The organism is uncultured Aquabacterium sp. (genome assembly GCF_947366995.1).
Taxonomy (GTDB): Bacteria; Pseudomonadota; Gammaproteobacteria; order Burkholderiales; family Burkholderiaceae_C; genus Aquabacterium.
Genome location: NZ_CANBCC010000034.1, coordinates 1 through 18,289 on the forward strand (window position 1 = coordinate 1; position 18,289 = coordinate 18,289).

The 18,289-nt window shown below is 65.7% G+C and carries 12 protein-coding genes and 3 tRNA genes; 2 read left to right on the forward strand and 13 right to left on the reverse strand.

Going from position 1 to position 18,289, the window contains the following annotated elements:
- Positions 1–101 precede the first annotated feature (101 nt).
- From Q0Z44_RS10385 to Q0Z44_RS10425, 9 genes are all read right to left on the reverse strand, one after another.
- Positions 102–175 (reverse strand) — tRNA-Cys (locus Q0Z44_RS10385).
- A gap of 46 nt (positions 176–221) precedes the next feature.
- Positions 222–297 (reverse strand) — tRNA-Gly (locus Q0Z44_RS10390).
- A gap of 157 nt (positions 298–454) precedes the next feature.
- A complete protein-coding gene (gene lon / locus Q0Z44_RS10395) occupies positions 455–2,878 on the reverse strand; it encodes an endopeptidase La (protein ID WP_298012343.1) in 2,424 nt (807 codons plus the stop codon).
- A gap of 134 nt (positions 2,879–3,012) precedes the next feature.
- Positions 3,013–4,290, reverse strand: coding sequence for an ATP-dependent Clp protease ATP-binding subunit ClpX (clpX, locus tag Q0Z44_RS10400; RefSeq protein WP_298012345.1), 1,278 nt, complete (start codon positions 4,288–4,290; stop codon positions 3,013–3,015).
- Between the two features lie 149 nt (positions 4,291–4,439).
- Positions 4,440–5,048 (reverse strand): ATP-dependent Clp endopeptidase proteolytic subunit ClpP, encoded by a 609-nt coding sequence (gene clpP, locus Q0Z44_RS10405; RefSeq protein WP_109036762.1) that lies wholly within the window; start codon positions 5,046–5,048, stop codon positions 4,440–4,442.
- A gap of 285 nt (positions 5,049–5,333) precedes the next feature.
- Complete coding sequence (gene tig / locus Q0Z44_RS10410) at positions 5,334–6,656, reverse strand: trigger factor (RefSeq protein WP_298012347.1); 1,323 nt, start codon at positions 6,654–6,656, stop codon at positions 5,334–5,336.
- 37 nt (positions 6,657–6,693) lie between these two features.
- Positions 6,694–6,780: transfer RNA gene (locus tag Q0Z44_RS10415), tRNA-Leu, on the reverse strand.
- Positions 6,781–6,875: 95 nt separating this feature from the next.
- Positions 6,876–10,043 (reverse strand): efflux RND transporter permease subunit, encoded by a 3,168-nt coding sequence (locus tag Q0Z44_RS10420; protein WP_298012350.1) that lies wholly within the window; start codon positions 10,041–10,043, stop codon positions 6,876–6,878.
- A 16-nt stretch (positions 10,044–10,059) separates the two neighbouring features.
- Complete coding sequence (locus tag Q0Z44_RS10425; RefSeq protein WP_298012352.1) at positions 10,060–11,223, reverse strand: efflux RND transporter periplasmic adaptor subunit; 1,164 nt, start codon at positions 11,221–11,223, stop codon at positions 10,060–10,062.
- A gap of 192 nt (positions 11,224–11,415) precedes the next feature.
- Between Q0Z44_RS10425 and Q0Z44_RS10430 the strand changes: the two genes are divergently transcribed.
- Entirely contained in the window at positions 11,416–12,279 is an 864-nt protein-coding gene (locus tag Q0Z44_RS10430) for a squalene/phytoene synthase family protein (RefSeq protein ID WP_298012354.1), read from the forward strand.
- Between the two features lie 17 nt (positions 12,280–12,296).
- On the opposite strand, the gene Q0Z44_RS10435 is transcribed toward Q0Z44_RS10430, so the two are convergent.
- Positions 12,297–13,463, reverse strand: a complete 1,167-nt coding sequence (locus Q0Z44_RS10435) for a TIGR03790 family protein (protein WP_298012356.1) — start codon at positions 13,461–13,463, stop codon at positions 12,297–12,299.
- A gap of 123 nt (positions 13,464–13,586) precedes the next feature.
- Here Q0Z44_RS10435 and Q0Z44_RS10440 point away from each other — a divergent pair, with 123 nt between their 5' ends.
- Positions 13,587–14,330 (forward strand): IclR family transcriptional regulator, encoded by a 744-nt coding sequence (locus tag Q0Z44_RS10440; protein ID WP_298012358.1) that lies wholly within the window; start codon positions 13,587–13,589, stop codon positions 14,328–14,330.
- Between the two features lie 76 nt (positions 14,331–14,406).
- Here the strand turns inward: Q0Z44_RS10440 and pbpG are convergent, their stop codons facing one another.
- The 3 genes from pbpG to pssA all read right to left on the reverse strand — a co-directional run bounded on the left by pbpG (position 14,407) and on the right by pssA (position 18,284).
- Complete coding sequence (gene pbpG, locus Q0Z44_RS10445) at positions 14,407–15,471, reverse strand: D-alanyl-D-alanine endopeptidase (protein ID WP_298012394.1); 1,065 nt, start codon at positions 15,469–15,471, stop codon at positions 14,407–14,409.
- A 361-nt stretch (positions 15,472–15,832) separates the two neighbouring features.
- Positions 15,833–17,374, reverse strand: coding sequence for a 2-isopropylmalate synthase (locus Q0Z44_RS10450; RefSeq protein ID WP_298012360.1), 1,542 nt, complete (start codon positions 17,372–17,374; stop codon positions 15,833–15,835).
- Positions 17,375–17,528: 154 nt separating this feature from the next.
- Positions 17,529–18,284, reverse strand: a complete 756-nt coding sequence (pssA, locus tag Q0Z44_RS10455; protein ID WP_298012396.1) for a CDP-diacylglycerol--serine O-phosphatidyltransferase — start codon at positions 18,282–18,284, stop codon at positions 17,529–17,531.
- Positions 18,285–18,289: the final 5 nt, after the last annotated feature.

The following is an 18,289-nucleotide window of genomic DNA, read 5'->3' on the forward strand; positions in this document are numbered from 1 at the left end:
CTCGCGACCTCAACCTTGGCAAGGTTGCGCTCTACCAACTGAGCTATTCCCGCATCAACTGCACACCAACCCGGGCTTGGTGACCCAGGCGGTCAAACTTCTGGAGGCGCGGGCCGGAGTCGAACCGACCTACACGGATTTGCAATCCGGTGCATAACCGCTTTGCTACCGCGCCGTGTCTGACAAAAAAGGAAGCTGTGGGCTTCCTTTTTCAGAAAATCTGGAGCGGGAAACGAGGCTCGAACTCGCGACCTCAACCTTGGCAAGGTTGCGCTCTACCAACTGAGCTATTCCCGCATTGTCTCCGCCTTACGCAGATGCTCTGGCCTTGCGACCTGCTTTGCTGCGTTGACCACTGTTTGGTGCAGTGCTCAGCGAAGACTTGAACTATACACCACTTTTCGAGCCTCTCGGCGGGCGTCGCGTTTTTTCAACTCCCTCCGTGCCTTCAAGCTCAGTGCTTCATCACATCGCTCGACGAGGCAGGCGCTGCCGCCGGAGTCTCGGGCTTGGCTTCCACCTTCGCCTCTTCTTCCGGCAAGGCCTCCGGCTGACGCTCCAGCGCCACTTCCAGCACCTTGTCGATCCACTTGACCGGCACGATCTCGATCTGGCTCTTCACGTTCTCCGGGATCTCAGCCAGGTCCTTGACGTTCTCTTCCGGGATCAGCACCGTCTTGATGCCGCCACGGTGAGCCGCCAGGAGCTTCTCCTTCAAGCCGCCGATGGCCGTGACCTCGCCGCGCAGCGTGATCTCGCCCGTCATCGCGACATCGGCGCGTACCGGGATGCCCGTGAGTGCCGACACGAACGCGGTCGTCATGGCTGCACCGGCGGACGGACCATCCTTCGGTGTGGCGCCATCCGGCACGTGGATGTGGATGTCGCGCTTCTCGAACAACTCGTCGGCAATGCCCAGACGGCGAGCGCGCGAACGCACCACCGAGCGAGCGGCCTCGACCGATTCCTTCATCACGTCGCCCAGCTGGCCGGTGCGGATGATGTTGCCCTTGCCCGGCATGATCGCGGCTTCGATGGTCAGCAGATCGCCGCCCACTTCCGTCCACGCCAGGCCGACGACCTGACCGACCTGGTTCTCCTTCGTGGCTTCGCCGTAGCTGTACTTGCGCACGCCCAGGAAGTCGTTCAGGTTCTCGTCGGTGACGACGACCTTGTCGGTGTACTGCTTCAGCGCAAAGCCCTTGACGGTCTTGCGGCAGATCTTGGAGACCTCGCGTTCCAGCGAACGCACACCGGCCTCACGGGTGTAGTAGCGGATGATGCCGCGGATGGCACTTTCCGCCACCTCCAGCTCGCCGTCCTTCACGCCGTTGTTCTTGATCTGCTTGGGCAGCAGGTAGGTCTGGACGATGTGCACCTTTTCGTCTTCGGTGTAGCCGGCCAGGCGAATCACTTCCATCCGGTCCAGCAGTGCCGGGGGGATGTTCAGCGAGTTCGACGTGGCGACGAACATCACATCCGACAGGTCGAAGTCGACCTCGATGTAATGGTCACCGAAGGTGTGGTTCTGCTCGGGGTCAAGCACCTCCAGCAGCGCCGAAGACGGGTCGCCGCGGAAGTCCATGCCCAGCTTGTCGATCTCGTCGAGCAGGAACAGCGGGTTGCGCACGCCGACCTTGCTCAGGCTCTGCAGCACCTTGCCCGGCATTGAGCCGATGTAGGTGCGGCGGTGACCGCGGATCTCGGCCTCGTCACGCACGCCACCCAGCGCCATGCGCACGAACTTGCGTCCGGTCGCGCGGGCGATGGACTGCCCCAGCGAGGTCTTGCCGACGCCCGGAGGGCCGACCAGGCAGAGGATCGGGGCCTTGACCTTGTCGACGCGCTGTTGCACCGCGAGGTACTCCAGGATGCGTTCCTTGACCTTGTCGAGGCCATAGTGCTCTTCATTGAGCACGTGCTCGGCGTGGGTCAGGTCGTGCTTGACCTTGGACTTCTTGCTCCACGGCAGGTTGACCAGGGTGTCGATGTAGTTGCGCACCACGGTGGCCTCGGCCGACATGGGCGACATCAGGCGCAGCTTCTTGAGCTCGGCCTCGGCCTTCTTGCGCGCTTCCTTGGGCATGCGCGCGCCTTCGACCTTCTTGGCCAGCTCTTCGAGGTCGGCGCCCTCCTCGCCCTCGCCCAACTCCTTCTGGATGGCCTTGACCTGCTCGTTCAGGTAGTACTCGCGCTGCGACTTCTCCATCTGGCGCTTGACGCGGCCACGGATGCGCTTCTCGACCTGCAGGATGTCGACTTCGTGCTCAAGCTGTTCGAGCAGCTTTTCAAGGCGCGCAGAGATCGAGAACAAATCGAGCACAGCCTGCTTCGACTCGAGTTTGAGCGGCAGGTGCGCAGCGATCGTGTCGGCCAGACGGCCGGCGTCGTCGATGCCGGAGATGGACGTGAGGATCTCGGGCGGGATCTTCTTGTTGAGCTTGACGTACTGGTCGAACTGCTGCGTGACCGCACGGCGCAGCGCTTCCACCTCGGGCGTCACCGTGGTCTCGGGCTGAACCGGCACGACCTCGCCGGTAAAGAACTCGCCTTCGTCAGAGATCGACTTGGTGTTCGCACGCTGCACGCCCTCAACCAGCACCTTCACGGTGCCGTCGGGCAGCTTCAGCATCTGCAGGATGCTGGAGACGCAGCCGATGTCGAACATGTCTTCCGCCTTCGGCTCGTCCTTGCCCGCGGCCTTCTGGGCCACCAGCATGATCTGCCGTCCTGCTTCCATGGCAGCCTCGAGGGCTTTGATGGATTTTGGGCGCCCCACGAACAGCGGGATCACCATGTGCGGAAAGACCACGACATCGCGCAGCGGCAACAGCGGCAGCGTGATCGGATCGGAGGGAAGAATGGGGTGTCCAGACATAGGGGCTCACTTTCTGATGGGGTCCACGTGGGGCCTCATCTACAAATCACAAGGGCACCGAGACAACCGCCTGGCACTGGGGGGTGCTGCCGGCTGCCTGCGGTGCCCGTCAGAGCGATCCTCGGGTGCGTCGCTCAGGCACTGGCCTTGGCCTGTTCCCGGTACACAAGCAGGGGCTTGGCGTTCTCTTCGATCGTCGACTCGTCCAGGACGACTTTCTCCACACCCTCCATGTTGGGCAGCTCGAACATCGTGTCGAGCAGCGACTGTTCAAGAATGGATCGCAAACCACGTGCCCCGGTCTTGCGGGCCAGTGCCTTGCGGGCGATCGCGGCCAGCGCAGCCGGGCGGATTTCCAGCTCGACGCCGTCCATGTTCAGGAGATGCTGGTACTGCTTGATCAGCGCGTTCTTCGGCTCGGTCAGGATCTGAACCAGCGCGTCTTCGGTCAACTCGCCCAGGGTGGCCACCACCGGCAGGCGACCCACCAGTTCGGGGATCAGGCCGAACTTGATGATGTCTTCGGGCTCGACCTCGCGGAACACCTCGCCGACCTTGCGCTCTTCCTTGCTTTGCACGGAAGCGCCGAAACCGATCCCGGACTTGACCGAGCGGTTCTGGATGACCTTTTCGAGGCCGTCGAACGCACCACCGCAGATGAACAGGATGTTCGTCGTGTCGATCTGTAGGAAATCCTGGTTCGGGTGCTTGCGGCCGCCCTGCGGGGGCACCGACGCCATCGTGCCTTCGATCAGCTTCAGCAGCGCCTGCTGCACGCCCTCACCCGATACGTCACGCGTGATGGACGGGTTGTCGGACTTGCGCGAGATCTTGTCGATCTCGTCGATGTAGACAATGCCGCGCTGGGCCTTCTCCACCTCGTAGTTGCAGTTCTGCAGCAGCTTCTGGATGATGTTTTCGACGTCTTCGCCCACGTAACCGGCTTCGGTCAGCGTGGTGGCGTCGGCGATCACGAAGGGCACGTTCAGCAGGCGGGCCAGCGTCTGGGCCAGCAGCGTCTTGCCGGAGCCGGTCGGGCCGATCAGCAGGATGTTGCTCTTGGCCAGTTCGACGTCGGGCTTCTTGCCATCGCCCGAGCCCATGTGCTTGAGCCGCTTGTAGTGGTTGTAGACCGCCACCGACAGCGTGCGCTTGGCCGTGTCCTGCCCGATCACGTACTGGTCGAGGCTCGATTTGATCTCGTGCGGCGTGGGCAGGTCGCTGCGCGCCGGACGCGACTGCTCCGCCTCCGCCGCCACTTCGTCCCGGATGATGTCGTTACAGAGCTCGATGCACTCGTCGCAGATGAAGACCGACGGGCCCGCAATGAGCTTCTTGACCTCGTGCTGGCTCTTTCCGCAGAAAGAGCAGTAGAGGATTTTTTCGCTGGATGAGCCTTTTTTGTCTGCCATGGTGCAGGCCTGTCAGGGAGTCGGCAAGGGGTATGTCAAGGATGATAAGTCAAATGATTCCGGGCCCATGGGGTGGAACTGCCCTGCCATGATGCGGTTTTTCATCCCGCAAAACGAGGCAGCCCGGCGTTGCAGCCGGGCCCGAGGCATCACTGACGCTTTTCCAGGACCTTGTCGATGAGACCGTAGGTGGCGGCCTCGCTGGCGGACATGTAGTAGTCGCGCTCGGTGTCGTTCTGGATCTTCTCCAGAGGTTGACCGGAGCGGTCCGCCAGGATCTTGTTGAGTTGTTCGCGGGTCTTGAGGATCTCGCGGGCGTGGATTTCGATGTCGGTGGCCTGGCCCTGCGCGCCGCCCAGCGGCTGGTGGATCATGATCTTGCTATTGGGCAGCGCGAAGCGCTTGCCCTTGGCGCCAGCGGCCAGCAGGAAGGCGCCCATGGAGGCCGCCATGCCCATGCACAGCGTCGACACATCGGGCTTGATGAACTGCATGGTGTCGAAGATCGACATGCCAGCACTGACGCTGCCGCCCGGCGAGTTGATGTACAGCGAGATGTCCTTGTCCGGGTTCTCGCTCTCCAGGAAGAGCAGCTGCGCCACCACCAGGTTGGCGCTCTGGTCGTTGACCGGGCCCACCAGGAAGATCACGCGCTCACGCAGGAGGCGGCTGTAGATGTCATAGGCGCGCTCGCCACGGCCCGATTGCTCGATCACCATGGGCACCATGCCCAGGTTTTGGATGTCCAGTGCGCTCATGTGCGTCCTCTTGTGACGGCCACCCCTTGACGGGCAACCGGAAATGAGTTGTGAATTCATTATGACGTGCCGGCAGGCTGCATCGGCTCACGGAAAAAACGAGCCGCCCCACAGGGGCCCTTTCCGTTGTTTGCATGCACAGCCTCGCTGCGGACGGGCCACGTTGCATCAACCGACGTGTCACGTTTGCACAAAATAAAAGGCACCTGCCTCCGCTCGGGATTGCAGGTGCCTTCGGGGCACACCGTGCAGGCGGCACCACACGGGTGCCGCCGGTCTGGGCGATCAGGCGCCGGCCTGCTGGCCCATCAGCTCTTCGAAGCCGACAGCCTTGTCAGTCACCTTGGCCTTCGAGAAGATGAACTCGGAGACGTTGGATTCGATCACCACGGCTTCGACTTCGGCCATGCGCTGACGGTCGCTCATGTACCAGGCGATGACCTGGGCGGGCTGCTCGTAGCTCTGTGCCAGCTCTTCGATGTGAGCCTGGATCTGCTCGGGCTTGGCTTGCAGGTTGTTGGCCTTGACCAGCTCGGCCACCGTCAGGCCCAGGCGCACGCGGCGCTCGGCCTGGGGCTTGAACATTTCGGCAGGGATCGGGGCCTTCTCGGCGTCCTTGATGCCGCGGGCCTTCAGGTCGGCGCGGGCGCCTTCCACCAGGCGATCGCTTTCAGCGGCCACCAGCGAATTCGGCAGGTCGAACTCCACGGCCTTCAGCAGGGCTTCCATGGCGGCAGCCTTGTTGCGGGCCAGCACGCGGAACTTGACCTCACGCTCGAGGTTCTTCTTGATGTCGGCGCGCAGCGACTCGACGGTGCCGTCGGCGATGCCCAGGCTCTTGATGAACTCTTCGGTCATCTCGGGCAGGTTCTGGGCTTCGACCTTCTTGACGGTCACCAGGAAGTCGGCTTCCTTGCCGGCCACGTCCTTGCCGTGGTAGTCCTCGGGGAAGGCCAGCGGGAAGGTCTTGGACTCGCCGGTCTTCATGCCGCGCACGGCCTTCTCGAATGCCTCAAGCATCTGGCCTTCGCCGACCAGGAACTGGAAGCCCTCGGCCTTGCCGCCTTCGAACGGCACGCCGTCGATCTTGCCTTCGAAGTCGATGGTCACGCGGTCGCCGTCGGCGGCGCCTTCGGTGGCCGGACGCTGGGCGAAGGTGCGACGCTGCTTGCGCAGGATCTCGACGGTGCGGTCGATGGCGGCTTCGTTCACTTCAGCCGACACGCGCTCGAGTTCGACGGCCGAGAGGTCGCCGATGGCGACTTCAGGATAGACCTCGAAGGTGGCGTCGAATTGCAGCTGGCCGTCGACCGGGCCGCCTTCCTTTTCGGAGATACGGGGCTGGCCGGCCACGCGCAGTTGCGCTTCCTGGGCGGCCTTGGCGAAGGCTTCGCCGAGCTGGTCGTTGACGACTTCGTATTGAACGGAGTAGCCGTAGCGCTGGGCCACGACGTTCATCGGCACCTTGCCGGGGCGGAAGCCGTCGGCCTTGACGGTGCGAGCCAGCTTCTTCAGGCGGGCATCGACTTCGTTCTGAAGGGCATCGGCTGCCAGCGACAGCGTGATGCGGCGCTCCAGCTTGTCGAGGGTCTCCACGGTGATCGCCATGTTTGATCTCTCAGTATGAGTAAGAAGGAATGAGGGCTGGTGCGCGGGGGGGGACTCGAACCCCCACACCATTGCTGGCGTCAGGACCTAAACCTGGTGCGTCTACCAATTTCGCCACCCGCGCATCGACCTGAAACATCCAGCCGTCACGCCGCGCCCCGATCTCGGGAACGCAGGCGCAGACCGCCGGACAGGCTGATTTGGTCCGAACCAGCGATTCTAGCGCGGGAGCGGACCGGTTTTTGCCACGGCGCCGGGGTCTCGTACCCTGAACCAGGCGGCATACATCGCCGGCAGCGCGAGCAGCGTCAGTGCGGTGGCCACGATGAGACCGCCCATGATGGCCACGGCCATCGGCCCCCAGAACGCGCTGCGGCTCAGCGGGATCATGGCGAGCACGGCCGCGGCCGCCGTCAGCACGATGGGACGGAACCGCCGCACGGCGGCACCGACGATGGCGTCCCAGGCGGGCACGCCGCAGGCCCGGTCCTGCTCGATCTGGTCGATCAGGATCACCGAGTTGCGCATGATCATCCCCATCAGGGCGATGACACCGAGCAGGGCCACAAAGCCGAACGGACGGTTCAGAACGAGGAGGGCCCCGGCCACGCCGGCAATGCCCATTGGTCCGGTCAGGAAGACCAGCAGCGCACGGGAGAAGCTCTGCAGCTGCAGCATCAGCAGCGTGAAGATGATGAACAGCATCACCGGCACGTGGGCCAGGATGGAGCCCTGCCCCTTGCTGCTTTCCTCGGCCGTGCCGGCCAGCTGGACGGTGTAGCCCGGCGGCATGCGGGTCTGCAGATCCGTCATCTTCGGCCACAGGGCCTGGCTGACGGTCGGCCCCTGGATGCCTTCGCGCACGTCGCCCTGCACGGTGATGGCAAAGCGTCGCCCCTCACGCCACAGCACGCCCGGCTCCCACACCAGGTGGGGCTTTGCAACCTGCAGCAGCGGCACCATGCGGCCCGTGGCGGTGGCAACGTAGGCGTTGTCGAGCGCCTCAAGCGTCAGGCGCTCAGACTGTGGCGAGCGCACGTCGATGTCGATCAGACGGTCGCCTTCGCGGTACTGCCCGACGGTGACACCCAGGGTCTGCAGTCGGCTGGCCTGCGCAATGGCCTGGGTGGAGACGCCCAGGGCACGGGCCTTGTCCTGATCGACTTCCAGGCGCATGGCCTTGATCGATTCGTTCCAGTTGTCGTTGACGCCCAGCATGTCAGGGTGGGCCCGCATCACGGCCTTCGCTTCCTCTGCCAGGCGGCGGAGTGTCACGACGTCATCCCCGACGATGCGAAACTGCACCGGATACGGCACCGGCGGGCCGTTGGGCAGGAGCTTGACGCGTCCACGCACTTCGGGGAACTCCTCTGCCAACAGGCGGGGCAGATCGCGGCGCAGACGTTCGCGCGCCTCCATGTCGACCGGCAGCACGACGGCCTGGCTGACGTTGCTCTGCGGAAAGATCTGGTCCATCGGCAGGTAGAAGCGCGGCAGGCCAGAGCCGATCCAGGTGCTCACGGACTGCACACCCGGCTCCTTCATCATCCGCGCCTCGAAGCGGCGGGCGATGGCTTCGGTGGACTCGATGCTGCTGCCTTCCGGCTGCCAGATATCGACCAGGATTTCTGGCCGACTGGAGTCCGGGAAGAACTGCTGCTGCACCTTGCCCATGCCGACGAAGCCAAGCGCCAGAGCGAGCAGCGTCAGTGCAATGGTGATCCAGCGGTGCCGCACGCAGGCGTTCACCAGGGCGCGAAAGCGCACGTAGAACGGCCCGGCGTACAGGTCCGCACTGCCCTCCTCTGCCCGCGACACCTTGGGGCGGGTGCGCAGCAGCCACTGCCCGAGGTAGGGCACGAAGTAGACGGACACGATCCAGGAAATGAGCAGCGCTGCCGCCGTGACGGCGAAGATGGCGAAGGTGTACTCGCCCACCGACGAGTTCGCCATGCCGATGGGCAGGAAGCCGGCTGCGGTGATCAGCGTGCCGGTCAACATGGGCATGGCGGTGATGTCGTAGGCCGCCGTGGCCGCTGTCAGCTTGTCATAGCCCTCTTCGAGCTTGTGCACCATCATTTCGACGGCAATGATGGCGTCGTCGACCAGCAAGCCGAGCGCGATGATGAGCGCGCCCAGCGAGATCTTGTGCAGGCCCACTCCCCAGTAGAACATCACGAGGAAGGTGACCGCGAGCACCAGCGGGATGGTGATGGCCACCACGAGGCCCGGCCACACGTCGAGCCGAAGCGGCTTCGTGTGCAGGCCCAGGCTGACAAAGCTCACGCCCAGCACCACGATCACGGCCTCGATCAGCACCTTGACGAACTCGCCCACCGAGGTCGACACGGCCTGAGGCTGGTTCTGGATCTGCGTCATCTCGATGCCGACGGGCAGTTCGGTCTGAATGCGCGCCGTGGCGGCCGTCAGGTTCTTGCCCAGGGCGATGATGTCACCGCCCTTGGCCATGGACACACCGAGCGCGATGACGCTTTTGCCCTGGTGGCGCACGCGGGTCGACGGCGGGTTTTCGTAGCCACGGCGCACGGTGGCGATGTCGCCCAGCTTGAGCGAGCGCGCGCGGCCCGTAGCCGGGTCGACCACGCGGATGGGCATGGCCCGCAGGTCGTCGACCGAGCGGAACGCCCCGTTCACCCGCATCTGGATGTTGGCGGCCTCACCGGCGTAGAAGCCCGCGCCCTCCACGCCGTTCTGCGCGTTCAGCTGGGCCAGCAGCTCCTGCATGTTGATGCGCATTTCGGCCAGACGCCGCTGCGGCACCTCGATGAAGATCTTTTCGGCTTGCACGCCGAACAGCTCGACCTTGGCCACACCGGGCACGCGCAGCAGTTGCGAGCGCGTCTGGTCGGCGAACTGGCGCAGTTCCTCTTCGGTGAAACCGTCAGCCGACAGGGCGTAGATCGAGCCGTAAACGTCCCCGAACTCGTCGTTGAAGAAGGGGCCCAGCACGCCGGGCGGCAACGTGTGCCGCATGTCGCCGATCTTCTTGCGCACCTGGTACCAGAGGTTGGGGATTTCCTTCGGCGGCGAGGAGTCCTTCACCTGCATCAGCGTGAAGGACTCGCCGGGCTTGGTGTAGGACTGGATCTTGTCGGCATAGGGCACCTCCTGCAGGGTGCGCTCGATCTTGTCGGTGACCTGCTCGGCGACTTCCTGCGCGGTGGCGCCCGGCCAGTAGGCGCGCACCACCATCACGCGAAAGGCAAAGGGCGGGTCTTCGTCCTGGCCCAGCTGGAAGTACGACACGAGGCCCAGCACCATCAGCACGACCATGAGGTAGCGCGTGAGCGCGGGGTGCTCGAGCGCCCAGCGGGAGATGTTGAAACGCTGGCGCGACGCGCCGGGATCGCGGGGGGGAGTGCTCACCACAGACCTCCGGCGATCACGAGCGGGAGGCGGCCGGGGCCGCGGACGATGCAGCCGGCTGCGACACGCCGATGCGGCCCTCGTAGCGGCGCACTTTCTGGCCGGGGCTCAGCACATGGGCGCCCGCGGTCACCAGTTCCTGCCCCGGCGCGACGCCACGGGAGATCAACACCATGTTGCCGACGACATCGGCGGTCACCACGGGCACCGGCTTGACCGTCATGCTGTTGCCGTCCAGCACCCAGACGACCGACTTACCTTCGCGCTCCGTCAGGGCCTGCAACGGCACACGCACGCCATCCTGGGCGCGCACCGAGGCCATCAGGCGCACGGTGGCCGTCTGCCCCAGCTCGAAGCCCCGGGCACCCGCCACATCGGCCTTGACCAGGTAGGTGCGGGTCAGGGTGTCCGCCGCGGCGGCCACTTCGCGCACGGTGGCAGGCACCCACTCGCTGGTCCCCCAGCGCCGCACCTGCACGCCGCCCGTGCGCCCATTGAGGCCGCGCAGTGTCGGGCCCATGTCCTCGGGCACATGGAAGAGCACGTCGCGGGGGCCGTCGTGCGCCAGCGTCAGCACGGGCAGGCCGGGGCTCACCACCTGGCCGGGCTCGAGTTCCACACCGGTGATCACGCCCGGGGCATCGGCCACCAGGGTGGCATAAGCCGCCTGATTGCCTTGCACGCCGGCCTGGGCACGCGCCTGGCGCAGGCTGGCTTCCGCGGCGGTGGCCATCGCCTGGTAGCGGTCGAGCTGTGCCTGGCTGATGAAGCCCTGCGCCTTCAGGTCGGTGAAGCGACGCAGATCGGCCGCGGCTTGAGTGGCCTGCGCTTCGGCAGCCGCCACACCCGCCCGGGCGGCATCCTGGCTCAAGCGCAGGTCCTGCGCGTCGAGCTGCGCCAAGGGCTGCCCCTTGCGCACCGTCTGGCCAGAATCCACCATGCGACGCACCACCTTGCCCCCGACCTGGAAGCCCAGGCGCGACTCGGTGCGCGCGCGCACCTCGCCGGCAAACTCGCGCTCGAGCTGTCCACCCGTTTCTGCCACCACCAGCGTACGGACCGATCGCACTGGGGCGGGGCTCTCAGCCGGCTTGCCACAGGCAGCCAGCAACGCCGACACGGCAAGGACAAAGGGCAGGCGCAATGAACGGCGTGGCCCGGGGCGGCGAGAGAGGGTCATGTGCTTGGCGTTGTGGTTATGGCGAGCGCGGTGGCGTGACCGCGACGCTGCATCGGAAAACAGTGGGGCCAGTTCGAGGCGCAACCGCCCTCCCTGTCAATAACTGACCCGCGAGTCAGTAATGTTGGCAAGGAAACAGGGCACTGTCAATCAAGCCTTTGGCGACAATACGCGACCCTCTGCCCCTGATCCATGTCTTCCATCGCGCCCTCCTCCCCCTTTCCCCGCCCAGGCAGCAGCCTGGCGGCCGCCCTCGCGCTCGTTCCGGTCCGCCGCCGCGCCGCCTCGGCCATCTGGCTGAACTGGTGGCACGAGGTCAGCGCCATCCCGTATGCGGTCAGCGATCCGGGTGTCGCCGAAACCAAGCTGCGCTGGTGGCAACAGCAGGTCCACGGGGCCGCGCAACACGCCCGGGCCGAACACCCGCTGCTGAAAGCGTGGCTGGCCCTGCCTCTTGAAGAGCGGGGGCTGCAGGACTGGTCCCTCTGGCTGGGGCAGATCGATGCGCTGCTCGGGTTGCTGCAGCAGACGCGGTGGCTTGATCAGGCGACGATGTTGCGACACATCGACGGCAGCACCGGCCGGGCGTGCGAAGGCGCGGCGCTGGTGCTCGGCGCCTCAGACACCGACGCCACCCGGGCGGCGGGCCGGCAGATCGGGCGCGGCCTGCGGCTGGCCCACCAACTGGCTCGCCTCGGGCAGGACGCCCGTGCCGGCTGGGTGCACGTGCCCATCGACACCTTGCAGGCCCACGCCGTGCGCGCGCACGAGCTGACCAAGCCCGGCGCGCAACTCCCCGCGGGCTGGCCCGGGTTGCTGGCCGCCCTGCATGCCCAGGCGGCCGACTCGCTGCAGCAGGGGCTCGCCCTGGTGCGGGCGCTGCCGGCCGCCGACCGCCGGGCACTGCGTCCGCTGGTGGCGCTGGCCCACATGCACTTGGCGCTGATCGACGAAGTCCGCACACATGGCGATCGGGTGTTGCACGAACGCATCATGCTGACGCCGCTGCGCAAGAGCTGGATCGCCCTTCGCGCCAGCTGGGGCTGGCTGAGCTGAATCAGGCGGTCAACCGCTCACGGCTCATCGCGCGAGAACGGCGCCGCCAGCGGCTCGCCCACAAACAGCCCCTGCTGAGGCCACGCCACACTCTTCCAGTAAGCCTCGATGGCGGTGGCCCCCTGCGCATAGAACAGCACCAGGGCCTGGGGGTTCGGGAACTTCTGCAGGTGCGCACAGGGCTCGCTGGTGGTGCCGTAGCTCGCCGTCGCGCCGGCGTCGATCCACGACAGCACCGTCATCTGCCCGTGCGGACGGTCCAGCACCCCGCCGAATGAGGTGAGGTGATCACCCAGCGCGCCGGGCAGGAAGTCGACGGTGTCGAGCCAGTCGACGTGCGTGCGGCCCGTGAGGTACACGAGCACACGCTCGGCATGGCGCAAGGCCTCCGTCTTGTCCAGGAAGACCTCGATGCCCGCCTGCGGCAGCTTGCCTGGCGGCGGAAACAGCAGTTGCCGCTGGCTGCGGATGGCATCGGCGGTCGTCACGAAGTGGACGTGGGCCGTCGGGCCTCCTTTGAGGCCGAGCGTGTTGTCGGCCTTCACGCCGCGGTCGATCAGGGCCTTTGCGCCTTTGACGTCGCGTGACGCCAGCAGCATGCTGAGGCGCACCCGGTAGTCGGTGTAGGGCCGGGTGGTGTCGGAGCCGAAGTAGAGGCTCGGGCGGGTGGGTGCGCAGGTCTGGCTGCATAGCTTGGCGTCGTACCCCAACGCCAGGGCGCCGGGCAGCGAGTTGCAGCCCACCGCATACGGCAGGCGCCAGGCGAGCGCCAGCGCCTGGATCTGCTCGCCAAAGAAGGCATCGATCTGTTGGCGGAAGGCGTCGAACTCGGCCACTGTCAACTCACCGCGCACGGGAAGCCGCACACGCAGGATCTGATCGTCCGGGATTTTGCGCGCCTTCGCGTAGTACTCCCCAACCTGAACCGAGTAAGGGTCGTCGAGGTTGATCACCAGGCCGACTTCACGGACGGTAAGTCGACCGTAGACGCGCGGCGCCTTGAACCACTGCCTGGCGGGCGGGGCGGCACGAGAAGCCGCGGCGGCTGCGACGGTGGGTGTGACACGCGAGGCGGCGGTGGGCGCCGAATCCTGGGCCCGCGCCGCCAACGGCGAGGTGGTCAGCACGCAGAAGGCGGCCAGGGCGGCACACGGCAAGGTGCGCCAGAACGAGGAAAAGTGCATGACCAAGATGAAATACCGGTTCGTCACGGGGCAGAGGCCGGAAATGCCCTCAAGTGCAGGATTATTTCGCCGATTGAGCAGCCATCCCGTTCACCGAAACGGCCTCCCGCACAGGAAAACCCCATGAGCGAATCGAGTGCTGCGTCCACGTCCATCCAGGTGCTCAGCAGGATGTTCTCCCTGCTCGACACCCTTGCCCACGAGGGCGACTCCGTCTCCTTGAAGTCCATCAGCGAGCAGACGGGCCTGCATCCCTCCACCGCGCACCGCATTCTCAATGACCTGGCCGTGGGGGGGATGGTCGAGCGCTCGGGCCCTGGGGCCTACCGCCTGGGGCTGCGCCTGCTGGCTCTGGGCAACCACGTGCGGGCGCGCCTCGACGTGCGCGAACTCGCCGTGCGCCCGATGCAGGAGTTGCACCGCCTGACCGGGCACACGGTGTCGCTGTTCGTTCGCCAGGAAGACGATGCCCTGTGCGTCGAGCGCACGGTGTCGGAGCGCTCTGGCGTGCAGGTGACCCGCGTGATGGGCCTGCGCGTGCCGTTGGCCAGCCACGCGGCCGGCAAACTATTGATGCTGCAGGATTCGACCACGGTGCTGCAGGTGCTGGCCGCGGCCCAGGGCCTGCGGCTGGAGTCGCTGCAGGCGGAGCTTGCCGCCATCCGTCAGCAAGGTCTGGCGCTTGACAGCGACAGCCCCGACCCCTTGCTGCAACTCGCCGCCGCACCGGTGTACGACGACCAGGGCCGGGTGTGCGCCGCGCTGGTGCTCAACGCGCCGGTTGCCCGCTTCGGGCAAGATTGGCAGGACGCCCTCAAGCACACCGCGGCCCGCATTTCGGCCAGCCTGGGCTGGACCCACCGCTGACGGGACAAGCCGCACCGCCCAGCAAAAAGCCTCCCGTCGGGAGGCTTTCTTGTCTGTGCGCCGCGAGGAAAAAACCTCAGGACGTCAGCTTGCCGGGCGCCCGGGCCGTGACTTCCGGCGAAGGCCCGACGGACGACGAGGTCGTGGCGCGTTCCAGCCAGCGGCGCACGCGCTCGGCATCCGCCAGACGCGAGTAACGGCCGGCCGAGTCCAGGAACACCAGGATCAGCTTGCGGCCCGCCATGCTGGCCTGCATCACCAGACAACGGCCCGCTTCGACGATGTAGCCGGTCTTCTGCAGGCCAATGTCCCAGCTGGGGTTGCGGATCAGCCCGTTGGTGTTGTGGAACTGCACCGTGCGCGCGCCCACGCGGGCAGCGTACTCGCGAGAGGTGGACAGATCACGGATCAACGGGTGCTGGTAAGCGGCCTTGGCCAACGAGGCCAGATCCTTGGCGCTCGACTGGTTCTGGCTGCTGAGCCCGGTCGGCTCGACGTAGCGGGTGTCGCCCATGCCCAGCAGGCGGGCCTTGGTGTTCATGGCACTGACGAAGGCGCGCAGCCCGCCTGGATAGCTGCGACCGAGCGCGTGCGCCGCACGGTTCTCGGAGGCCATCAGCGCCAGGTGCAGCAGCTCGCCGCGCGTCAGCGTGGCGCCCACGGCAAGGCGCGAGCTGCTGTTCTTCTCGGTGTCGATGTCGTCGACCGTGATGGTGACCTGCTCGTCCATCGACAAGCGCGCCTCGACCGTCACGAGGGCCGTCATCAGCTTGGTGAGCGAGGCGATAGGAAGCACGGCTTCGGAATTCTTGGCCAACAGCACCTCGTTGGTGTCCTGGTCCATGACGAGCGCGACGCTGGACTTCAGCTCCAGCGGATCGGGCGTCTGGTGCAGGCCGTACAGTTGCCCGAAGGAAGCGCCCGACGCGCCGGACGCAGCCGCCATGCTGGCCCCGGGAAACGCACGGGGCACGAGGGACGAAGCGCGGACGGACACCGGCACGACGCGCGCCGGAGCCACGGCATCCGAACGGGCGACCGCGGTGCGCTGCGGGGCAGAAGCCTTGGCCAGCTTGCTGCCACGGCGTGTGTCTTCACGGCTGACGCGGGCGCCCTTGCGGCGCGGCTCAGCGGCAGCCACCTGGCGGGACGTCGCCTTGCCGGCGCGGACCGTTTTGGTGGATTTGCCAGCTGCCGGCCGGGCCGCTGCCTTGGCGACCTTGCTGGAACGGGACGGGGCATCGGCCTTGGCGCGCGCGGAGGACTTCGCGCTCACCTTCGTCTTGCTGCTGCGAGACTTTTCAGCCGCCAGCGCAGACGTCGAGAGACCGATGGCGAAGATCGACACCAGCACTGCTGTCAGCCAGTTTTTGTTCCATTTGAAGCAGATCACGGTTACCGCCCTTTCGTCTCCACGAAGTGTAAATAAAAAACGCGCAAGATCAAAGACTTACGCGCCTTTTATCAAGTGGCCTGGCGAAACAGGCCCTCGTGGAGACCTGTCAGCCCTGCGCGGCCACGCGTTCAGCCTTGCTGTGCAGCTTGTTGAGGGCCGCCATATAGGCCTTGGCCGAAGCCACAACGATGTCGGGGTCGGCGCCCACGCCGTTGACAACGCGACCGCCGTGCTGCAAGCGCACCGTCACCTCGCCTTGCGATTCTGTGCTTCCGGAGGTGATCGCATTCACCGAGTACAGGAGCATTTCAGCGCCACTTTTCACGACAGCCTCGATTGCCTTGAGGCTCGCGTCGACCGGGCCGTTGCCCTCGGCCTCGCTGCGGTGCTCGGCCGTACCCGCGGCAAACACGACGCTGGCATGCGGGCGTTCACCCATTTCGGAACGCTGCGCCAGGGCGATCAGGCGATAGTGTTCCTGCTCGCTGGTCACGCTCTCGTCGCCCACCAGCGCGATGATGTCCTCGTCGAAGATTTCGCTCTTGCGGTCGGCCAATTCCTTGAACTTGGCGAACGCCGCGTTGATCTCGGCTTCGGAGTCGAGGTCGATGCCGAGCTCCTGCAGGCGCTGCTTGAAGGCGTTGCGGCCCGAAAGCTTGCCGAGCACGATCTTGTTGGCGGCCCACCCCACGTCTTCGGCGCGCATGATCTCGTAGGTGTCTCGGGCCTTGAGCACGCCGTCCTGGTGGATGCCGGACGCGTGCGCGAACGCATTGGCGCCCACCACAGCCTTGTTCGGCTGCACGACGAAACCGGTCGTCTGCGAGACCAAGCGCGAAGCCGGCATGATCTGCTGCGTCTCGATGCCGACCTCGAGGCCGAAGTAATCACGCCGCGTCTTGACGGCCATGACCACTTCTTCGAGGGCGCAGTTGCCGGCACGTTCACCCAGGCCGTTGATCGTGCACTCGACCTGGCGCGCGCCACCGATCTTCACGCCGGCCAGCGAGTTCGCGACCGCCATGCCCAGGTCGTTGTGGCAATGCACCGACCAGATGGCCTTGTCGGAGTTCGGGACCTTCTGGCGCAGATCGCGGATGAAGTTGCCGTACAGCTCCGGGATGGCATAGCCCACCGTGTCCGGGATGTTGATCGTGGTGGCTCCCTCGTTGATCACGGCCTCGCACACGCGCGCGAGGAAATCAAGGTCGGAGCGGTAGCCGTCTTCAGCCGAGAACTCGACGTCCGACGTCAGGTTGCGGGCGAAGCGCACCGACTGCTTCGCCTGCTCGAGCACCTGCTCGGGCGACATGCGCAGCTTCTTTTCCATGTGCAGCGCGCTGGTGGCGATGAAGGTGTGGATACGCCACGAATTGGCGCCCTTCAACGCTTCGGCTGCACGGCTGATGTCGCGGTCGTTGGCCCGGGCCAGCGAGCAGACGGTGGAGTCCTTGATGATGTCGGCGATCGACTTGATGGCCTCGAAATCGCCATTGGAAGAGGCCGCGAAACCGGCTTCGATCACGTCGACCTTCAGCCGCTCGAGCTGGCGTGCGATGCGCAGCTTTTCATCCCGCGTCATCGAGGCGCCGGGCGACTGCTCGCCATCGCGCAGGGTGGTGTCGAAAATGATCAGCTTGTCGGTCATGGTCTTCTCCGTGGGTCGGGCACCTGGGGATCGCGGGCCGCGTGGCCGGGGCGCCAAACGAAACGGCCCGCAAGAAGCGCTTGGCGGGCCGTGGTCTGTGGGGTGTCAGGTGCGTCTCAAAATATAGCACGCAGGCCTAGGGCAACGGCGTCGCTCAGCGATGCAGTCCTTCTTCATCCGGCTCGTCGGTGGACGTCGAGATGACGCTGACCGGGCGACCCTTCATGCGCTTCCAGACGTACACACCGTAGCCCGACAGGCCGTACAGCATGAAGACGCCGAACAGCACGATGGGCGGGTGGATGGTGATGACCGAGATGCCCAGTGCAATCGCGACGATGGCGATGAAAGGCACCGAGCGCCGGAAGTTCACATCCTTGAAGCTGTAGAACGGGATGTTGGTGACCATGGTCAGGCCCGCGTACAGGGTCATGGCAAAGGTCAGCCACACCATGCCGGGCAGGCTGAACGCGGTCTCGCCCAGGTCAGTCACGACCCAGATCAGGCCCATGACCAGGGCGGCGGCGGCCGGGCTGGGCAGACCCTGGAAGAAGCGCTTGTCGACCACGGCGATGTTGGTGTTGAAGCGCGCCAGTCGGAGTGCGGCGCCCGAGCAGTACACGAAGGCGGCGATCCAGCCGTACTTGCCCAGGTCCTTCAGCGCCCATTCATAGGCGATCAGCGCCGGGGCGGCACCGAAGGAGACCATGTCGGACAGACTGTCCATCTGCTCGCCGAAGCTGCTTTGCGTGTTCGTCATGCGAGCCACGCGGCCATCCAGGCTGTCGAGGACCATGGCGCAGAAGATGCCCACGGCCGCCTGTTCGAACTGGCCGTTCATGGCCATGACGATGCCGTAGAACCCGCCGAACAGGGCGGCCAGCGTGAACAGGTTGGGCAGGATGTAGATGCCCT